The 7,338-nt window shown below is 66.0% G+C and carries 3 protein-coding genes and 2 rRNA genes (1 of these 5 cut by a window edge); 2 read left to right on the top strand and 3 right to left on the bottom strand.

What is annotated here, in order from left to right; translation table 11 throughout:
* A 23S ribosomal RNA gene (locus tag JN22_RS02075) occupies positions 1–2,445 on the top strand; it begins 298 nt to the left of the window's first position.
* 151 nt (positions 2,446–2,596) lie between these two features.
* Positions 2,597–2,712 (top strand): 5S ribosomal RNA (gene rrf / locus JN22_RS02070).
* 281 nt (positions 2,713–2,993) lie between these two features.
* On the opposite strand, the gene JN22_RS02065 is transcribed toward rrf, so the two are convergent.
* The 3 genes from JN22_RS02065 to JN22_RS02055 are packed head-to-tail and all read right to left on the bottom strand — an operon-like array spanning position 2,994 to position 7,320.
* Positions 2,994–4,541: a PepSY-associated TM helix domain-containing protein gene (locus tag JN22_RS02065; protein WP_085552304.1), complete on the bottom strand. Its 1,548-nt coding sequence runs from the start codon at positions 4,539–4,541 to the stop codon at positions 2,994–2,996.
* Positions 4,538–4,840: a hypothetical protein gene (locus tag JN22_RS02060; RefSeq protein WP_085552303.1), complete on the bottom strand. Its 303-nt coding sequence runs from the start codon at positions 4,838–4,840 to the stop codon at positions 4,538–4,540. Before JN22_RS02060 ends, JN22_RS02065 begins: the two co-directional genes overlap by 4 nt.
* A complete protein-coding gene (locus JN22_RS02055; RefSeq protein WP_143268107.1) occupies positions 4,837–7,320 on the bottom strand; it encodes a TonB-dependent siderophore receptor in 2,484 nt (827 codons plus the stop codon). The genes JN22_RS02060 and JN22_RS02055 overlap by 4 nt, the downstream gene beginning before the upstream one ends.
* Between the last annotated feature and the right edge of the window lie 18 nt (positions 7,321–7,338).

The following is a 7,338-nucleotide window of genomic DNA, read 5'->3' as shown; positions in this document are numbered from 1 at the left end:
AGTCGGGCCACAGTGGGTGATAGCCCCGTATGGGTAAACCGGAAGCAATCCTCGAGTAGGGCGGGGCACGTGAAACCCTGTCTGAACGTGGGGGGACCACCCTCCAAGCCTAAGTACTCCTCAGTGACCGATAGTGCACCAGTACCGTGAGGGAAAGGTGAAAAGCACCCCGACAAGGGGAGTGAAACAGTTCCTGAAACCGGATGCCTACAAGCAGTCGGAGCCTCCTTGCGGGGTGACGGCGTACCTTTTGTATAATGGGTCAGCGACTTAGAGTATGCAGCGAGCTTAAGCCGGTAGGTGGAGGCGCAGCGAAAGCGAGTCTGAATAGGGCGACCGAGTTGCATGCTTTAGACCCGAAACCTGATGATCTAGCCATGGGCAGGTTGAAGGTGCGGTAACACGCACTGGAGGACCGAACTCACGCCTGTTGAAAAAGTCGGAGATGACCTGTGGCTAGGGGTGAAAGGCCAATCAAATCAGGAAATAGCTGGTTCTCCGCGAAAGCTATTTAGGTAGCGCGTCGGATATTGCTCCGGGGGGTAGAGCACTGGATGGGCTAGGGGGGCGCGAGCCTTACCAAACCTAACCAAACTCCGAATACCCGGAAGCACAGTCCGGCAGACAGACGGTGGGTGCTAAGGTCCATCGTCGAGAGGGAAACAGCCCAGACCGCCAGCTAAGGTCCCCAAATCACGGCTAAGTGGGAAAGGATGTGGGAAGGCCATGACAACCAGGAGGTTGGCTTAGAAGCAGCCATCCTTTAAAGAAAGCGTAATAGCTCACTGGTCTAGTTAAGCCGGCCTGCGCCGAAAATGTATCGGGGCTCAAGCCGTGTACCGAAGCTGCGGATGTGATCTCAGATCACGTGGTAGCGGAGCGTTCCGTAAGCCTGCGAAGGGTGTCCGTGAGGCCGCCTGGAGGTATCGGAAGTGAGAATGCTGACATGAGTAGCGACAAAGAGTGTGAGAAACACTCTCGCCGAAAGTCCAAGGGTTCCTGCGCAAGGTTAATCCACGCAGGGTGAGCCGGCCCCTAAGGCGAGGCCGAAAGGCGTAGTCGATGGGAACCACGTTAATAGTCGTGGGCCAGCGGGTGTGTGACGGATGGGAAAGCGTGTGCGGCCTTATCGGATTGGCCGCGCTGGGGACCCGTTCCAGGAAATAGCCCCCGCATCAGACCGTACCCCAAACCGACACAGGTGGACAGGTAGAGCATACCCAGGCGCTTGAGAGAATGGTGTTGAAGGAACTCGGCAAATTGCCCTCGTAACTTCGGAAGAAGAGGGCCCCGTTCGTGCGCAAGCATGGGCGGGGGGCACAGACCAGGGGGTGGCGACTGTTTACTAAAAACACAGGGCTCTGCGAAGCCACACAAGGCGACGTATAGGGTCTGACGCCTGCCCGGTGCCGGAAGGTTAAGAGGAGGGGTGCAAGCTCCGAATTGAAGCCCCGGTAAACGGCGGCCGTAACTATAACGGTCCTAAGGTAGCGAAATTCCTTGTCGGGTAAGTTCCGACCTGCACGAATGGCGTAACGACTTCCCCGCTGTCTCCAACACCAACTCAGCGAAATTGAACTCTCCGTGAAGATGCGGAGTTCCCGCGGTCAGACGGAAAGACCCCGTGCACCTTTACTACAGCTTTGCAGTGGTGCTAGGGATCTCATGTGTAGGATAGGTGGGAGGCTTGGAAGCATGGGCGCCAGCTCGTGTGGAGCCAACCTTGAAATACCACCCTTGAGGTCTCTGGCATCTAACCGCGGCCCGTTATCCGGGTCCGGGACCCTGCATGGCGGGTAGTTTGACTGGGGCGGTCGCCTCCCAAAGTGTAACGGAGGCGCGCGATGGTGGGCTCAGAGCGGTCGGAAATCGCTCGTCGAGTGCAATGGCATAAGCCCGCCTGACTGCAAGACTGACAAGTCGAGCAGAGACGAAAGTCGGCCATAGTGATCCGGTGGTTCCATGTGGACGGGCCATCGCTCAACGGATAAAAGGTACGCCGGGGATAACAGGCTGATGACGCCCAAGAGTCCATATCGACGGCGTCGTTTGGCACCTCGATGTCGGCTCATCACATCCTGGGGCTGGAGCAGGTCCCAAGGGTTCGGCTGTTCGCCGATTAAAGTGGTACGTGAGCTGGGTTTAGAACGTCGTGAGACAGTTCGGTCCCTATCTGCCGTGGGTGTAGGAGTTTTGCGAGGATCTGTCCCTAGTACGAGAGGACCGGGATGGACGCACCTCTGGTGCACCGGTTGTCACGCCAGTGGCATGGCCGGGTAGCTAAGTGCGGACGGGATAACCGCTGAAAGCATCTAAGCGGGAAACCCACCTCTAAACCAGACCTCCCTTGAGAGCCGTGACAGACCATCACGTCGATAGGAGGCGTGTGGAAGGGCGGCAACGCCCGAAGCTAAGCCTTACTAATCGCTCGATTGGCTTGATCCCTCACCGACAAAGCGCGCCGCGCGCAGCGGCAAGCCCGCTTCAAGCCCAGACGGCAAACGCCGTTTCGATCCTCAAAACACGTCACTTGCACGACAGCGCGAACGCGAAACGCTCCGGTTGGACGAGACGTCCGGTTCCTGTGCCTCGGTGACCTGGTGGTCATGGCGAGGTGACAAACACCCGATCCCATCCCGAACTCGGCCGTGAAAAGCCTCTGCGCCGATGGTACTGCGTCTTAAGGCGTGGGAGAGTAGGTCGCCGCCAGGTCTCCAAGGCACAGGGTCAAAACCAGACATCACAAAACTCTCCAAACCAAACGCTTCCGAAAACGCGCGCCATCTTCATCGAACACGCGATACCTTCACCAGGGGCCCGCTGCGTCACAGACGCGGCGGGCCACTTCGCGTTGGGGATCCCAAGGTTGGTCGTCCCTGTCTGGACGATGGTCTTCTGGACGACGGTCTGTCGAGCAGGATGGTGACCCTCGATCCTGATCGGCAGCGTCCCGTTGCCATGCCAGAGGCTCCTCGCCGGATCGCCACGCCGAGTTACAGGCCGCGCCGCAGCAATGCCCCTCGCGGTTGGTCGATGCGCCGATGCGCCGCATGGAAGCGGCGCCAAGCCAGCAGTGCGAACAGGGCGCCCGCCGCCAGCGCGCTCAGGTCGATTCCGGCCACCCCCCACAGCCCACGTGCCAGCGTCACCCCAAGGTGGGCATGGCTGGTCAAGGCGTTCACCACGGGAAGGGCGATCCACAACAGCGCGGCCGCCGCCATCTGCTCACCCCAGGCCCATTGGACACCGCGCAGGACCGGGTGCAGGGCCGCCAGCAGCCATGCGGCGAAGAAGGCGACGACCTCCAGCGTCTCCCGGCCAGCCAACCCGGCGGGCAACAGGCGATTGGCCCAGAAATAGGCGGCGATGGCGACCGGGAGGCCGACCATCACAGCCAGATTGGCGCCGTCGGCCAGACGCAGACCGAAAGATGCCGACGCCTCCCGCTTGCGCCGCTTGATGATCCAGTAGACCTGCCCGGTGCCGATCATCGCGGTTCCCGCCAGCCCGCACAGGATCATCGCCAGCCGCAGCGGAGCGTCGGCGAAGCGCATCATGTGCAGGCCGTAGGCGCCGGCCCGCGTCGCGGCGGCGCCGCCCGTCCCGTCCCAGACCTTCCGCACCGCGCCGGTCGTGCCGTCGAACAGGATGGCCTCCGGCGTGATCACCACCCGGTCGGCATCGGTGCGCTTGACGAGGATGGTGGCGGCGGCGTCGCCGGGGTTGTCGACGACGACCCGCCCCGGCCGCCCGCCATCCCAGCGCCGCGCCGCCTCCGCCAGCAGCGGTTCGACGGCGGCGAGGGCTGCGGCCCGTCCCGAGGCGGCCGGCGGCATCGGTTCGGCGTAGACCGCCGCGTTGAACTCGGCCGGCCGGTCGCCGAAAGCCGCCTGCAAGCCCCAGGGCAGATAGAGCAACATCAGTGGCACCAGCCCGGTCACGGTGATCAGCGCGTGGTAGGGCAGCACCAGGATGCCCAGCGCGTTGTGGACGTCCATCCACAGCCGTGTGCGCGAGCGGTTGGGGCGGAAGGCGAAGAAATCCCAGAAGACCCGCCGGTGGATGACGAAGCCGGTGATCAGCGCCACCAGCAGCGCCACCCCGGCGATGCCGACCAGATAGCGCCCCGCCACGCCGGGAATCCGCAGGTCGAAATGGAAGTAGTAGAGGAAGTCGCCGCCGTAGGTCGCCCGCGCCTGCACCGGGCGGCCGTCCGCCGGCTCCAGCGTCAGCCGGCGGAAGCCGGGCTGCACGCCCGGCCGGTTGTAGACATAGACCTGGGTCGCGGTCTCCCGCTCGTCGGGCAGCATGATCAGCCAGCGGCGCGCCTGCGGCGCCTCGCGCGACAGGGTGGCGATGGCCGCCGCCGCGGCGTTGGGGCTGTCCGCGGCCTCGACCCGTTCGGGCTGCATCCAGCGGGTGATCTCGTGGCGGGCGTAGGCGGTGGTTCCGGTCAGGAAGACGCAGAACAGCAGCCAGCCGACCACCAGCCCGCCCCAATTGTGCAGCCACGTCATCGACAGGCGGAAACTGCCGTTCATGATCCGATCCCCGTCATGCGTCCCGACAGGACGGCCGCGCTCCAGGCCACCCCCCAGACCGCCGCCGTCAGGCCGGCGGTCCAGGCCAGGGCGCGCAGGGCACTGGCGGCTGCGAACACCATCACCACGGTCAGGACGCAGGGCGGCAGCGCCGCCATGGTGGCGGTCAACACCGCTTCCGACCGGTCCTGCACGGCCGGCAACACCAGCGCCAGCGCCGCCGCCGTTCCCGCTGCCAGGGCATAGCCACCGGCGACGGCGGTCGCGGTCCGCAGCGCGATCTCGACTCCCCGTCTCACCAGGAATACTTCAGCGAGCCGATGACGGTGCGGCGCAGGCCGTAATAGCAGTTGGTCGCCCGCGAGCAGGCCGAGACATACTGCTTGTCGAACAGGTTGCTGGCGTTGACCGCCGCCTGCACGCCCAGGAGATGCGGATGCAGATGGGACAGGTCGTAGCGCAGGGCGGCGTCCACCAGCGTGTGGGACGGCACCTTGAAGCTGTTGGCCGGATCGCCGTAAGTGAAGCCGACATGGCGCACGCCGATGCCACCGCCCAGCCCGGCCAGCGGGCCGTCCTGCACCGTGTAGTCGCCCCAGGCCGAGGCCGAATGGGTCGGCACGGCGACTGGCCGCTTGCCGCGGTTGATGTCGTTGCTCCTGGTCACCTCGGCGTCGAGCCAGGTGTAGCTGGCGACCGCGTTCAGCCCGTCGGCGAGGCTGACGCGCGCCTCCGCCTCGATGCCGCGCGAGCGGATTTCGCCGGTCTGGACGTTGAAGTTGGTGTGCTGCGGGTCGGCGGTGGTGACGTTCTGCTGGGTGATGTGGAAGGCCGACAGGGTGAGCAGGCTGCTCGATCCCGGCGGCTGGTACTTCAGCCCGGCCTCGTACTGCTGGCCGGTGGTGGGCTCGAAGGGCCTGCCGGCGAAATCGCTGCCGGCGGTCGGCTCGAAGGATTCCGAGTAGCTGGCGTAGGGCGCCAGACCGTTGTCGAACAGGTAGAGCGCCCCGACCCGGCCGGTGAAGGCGTCGGCCTGCTGGGCGCTGGTCCCCTGGGCCAGCCGGTTGCGCTGCCGGGTCTCGGCCCAGTCCTGCCGTCCGCCCAGCAGCAGCACCAGCCCGCCCCACTTGATCTGGTCCTGGGCATAGACGCCGGTCTGGGTGATGCGGGTGGCGATGCTCTGGTAGATCGGCGGATCGGCGATCGGCAGGCCGTAGACCGGGGTGAAGATGTTGAGGGTCGGGGCCGTCGCCAGCCCGCGCACCGTATCGCTCTTCAGCCGCTGGTGGTCGACGCCGGCCAGCACGGTGTGGCGCAGCGCGCCGGTGTCGAAGGTCGCCTGGATCTGGTTGTCGATGGTCAGATCGTCGGCGCGCTCGCTGAGCGAGAAGGCGCTGCGCCGCATGGTGCGCAGGTCGGGCTGGAGACCGGCGGCGTAGAGGCCCTTGTAGCTGAGGTCGTTGTGCAGGTAGCGGGCGTTCTGCCGCACCGTCCAGTGCTCGTCGAGCCGGTGCTCGAGCCGGTAGCCGACGCTCATGGTCTTGCGGTCCCAGTCGTTGAAGTTGGGATCGCCCATGAAGAAGTTGGTCGGCAGCTTGCCGTTGGGGTTGGGCAGCAGGGTGCCCTGGGCCGGCAGGAAGTTCAGCGGCGAACCGTCGAAATTGTCGCGCTGGTAGAGGCCGACCAGGGTCAGGCTGGTGTCGTCGGTCGGCCTCCAGGTGACCGACGGGGCGGCGGCCAGACGGCGGCGCTCGGTGAAGTCGGTCTGGGTTTCGGTGTCCAGCCCGATACCGGCGAAGCGGTAGGCCAGCCGGCCGTCGCCGGTCACGTCGCCGCCGACATCCAGCGCGGCCTGCTTGCGGCCGTGGCTGCCGGTCTGGAGCAGGATTTCGTGCCTGGCGTCGGGGGACGGCTGCTTGGTCACCATGTTGACCAGGCCGCCGGGGCTGGCCTGCCCGAACAGCACCGAGGCCGGGCCCTTCAGCACCTCGACCCGTTCGAACAGGTAGGGATCGATGCCGGAGGTCAGATAGCCGCTGCCCTTCAACCGCAGCCCGTCGAGATACTCGTTGAAGGATACGCCGGTGGTGCCGTCGCCGCCGAAGCCGCGCACCGAGATGCCGTCGCCGCCGAAGGAGGAGGATTCGCCGTTGCGCCCCGTGGTGACGCCGGAGGTGTAGTTCAGGACGTCGGCCAGATTCTGCGCCGCCTGGGCGTCCATCTGGTCGCGGGTGACGACGGCGACCGACTGCGGGGTTTCCAGGATCGGCGTGTCGGTCTTGGTGGCGGTGGCGCTCTGGCGGGCGACATAGCCCACCACCGGGCCGGTCGCCCGTTCACGCGCACCCTGCACCGTCACCGGATCCAGCACCACGCCGCCGGTCTGCGGCCGCGACAGCACGGCGCGGCCGGGGCCGGTCATCTGGAACGACACGCCGGTGCCCGACAGCAGGCGGCGCAGCGCGTCGTCGGCGCTCATGGTGCCCGACACGCCGGGGGAGGCCACGCCGCGCGCCACCTCGGCCGGGAAGCCGACCTCCCAGCCGCTGGCCGCGCTGAAGGCGTTGAGAGCCGTCACCAGCCCCTGCGGCGCGATGTCGAACCGCTGCCCCGCCGCTTGCCCCGCCGCCTGGGCCACCTGTCCGTCGGCCTTCGCCGCCGCCGCGACGCCGCCCCCCGCCGTGGCCGCACCCGCCATTGCCGAGGACAGCAGCACCGCCCGCAGCAGAGCCGTCCCCCGGCGCCCCCGCGCGCCCCTTCCCATGATCCCCAAACCCATCGCCGTGCTTCCCCATGA

This window comes from Azospirillum agricola, from assembly GCF_020005195.1.
GTDB lineage: Bacteria > Pseudomonadota > Alphaproteobacteria > Azospirillales > Azospirillaceae > Azospirillum > Azospirillum agricola.
This window is presented reverse-complemented; position numbering and strand designations above follow the sequence as displayed.

Excerpts from the sequence above, each read along its gene's own strand:
- JN22_RS02065 (WP_085552304.1), bottom strand. The coding sequence starts at position 4,541 with ATGAACGGCAGTTTCCGCCTGTCGATGACGTGGCTGCACAATTGGGGC.
- JN22_RS02055 (WP_143268107.1), bottom strand. The coding sequence starts at position 7,320 with ATGGGTTTGGGGATCATGGGAAGGGGCGCGCGGGGGCGCCGGGGGACG.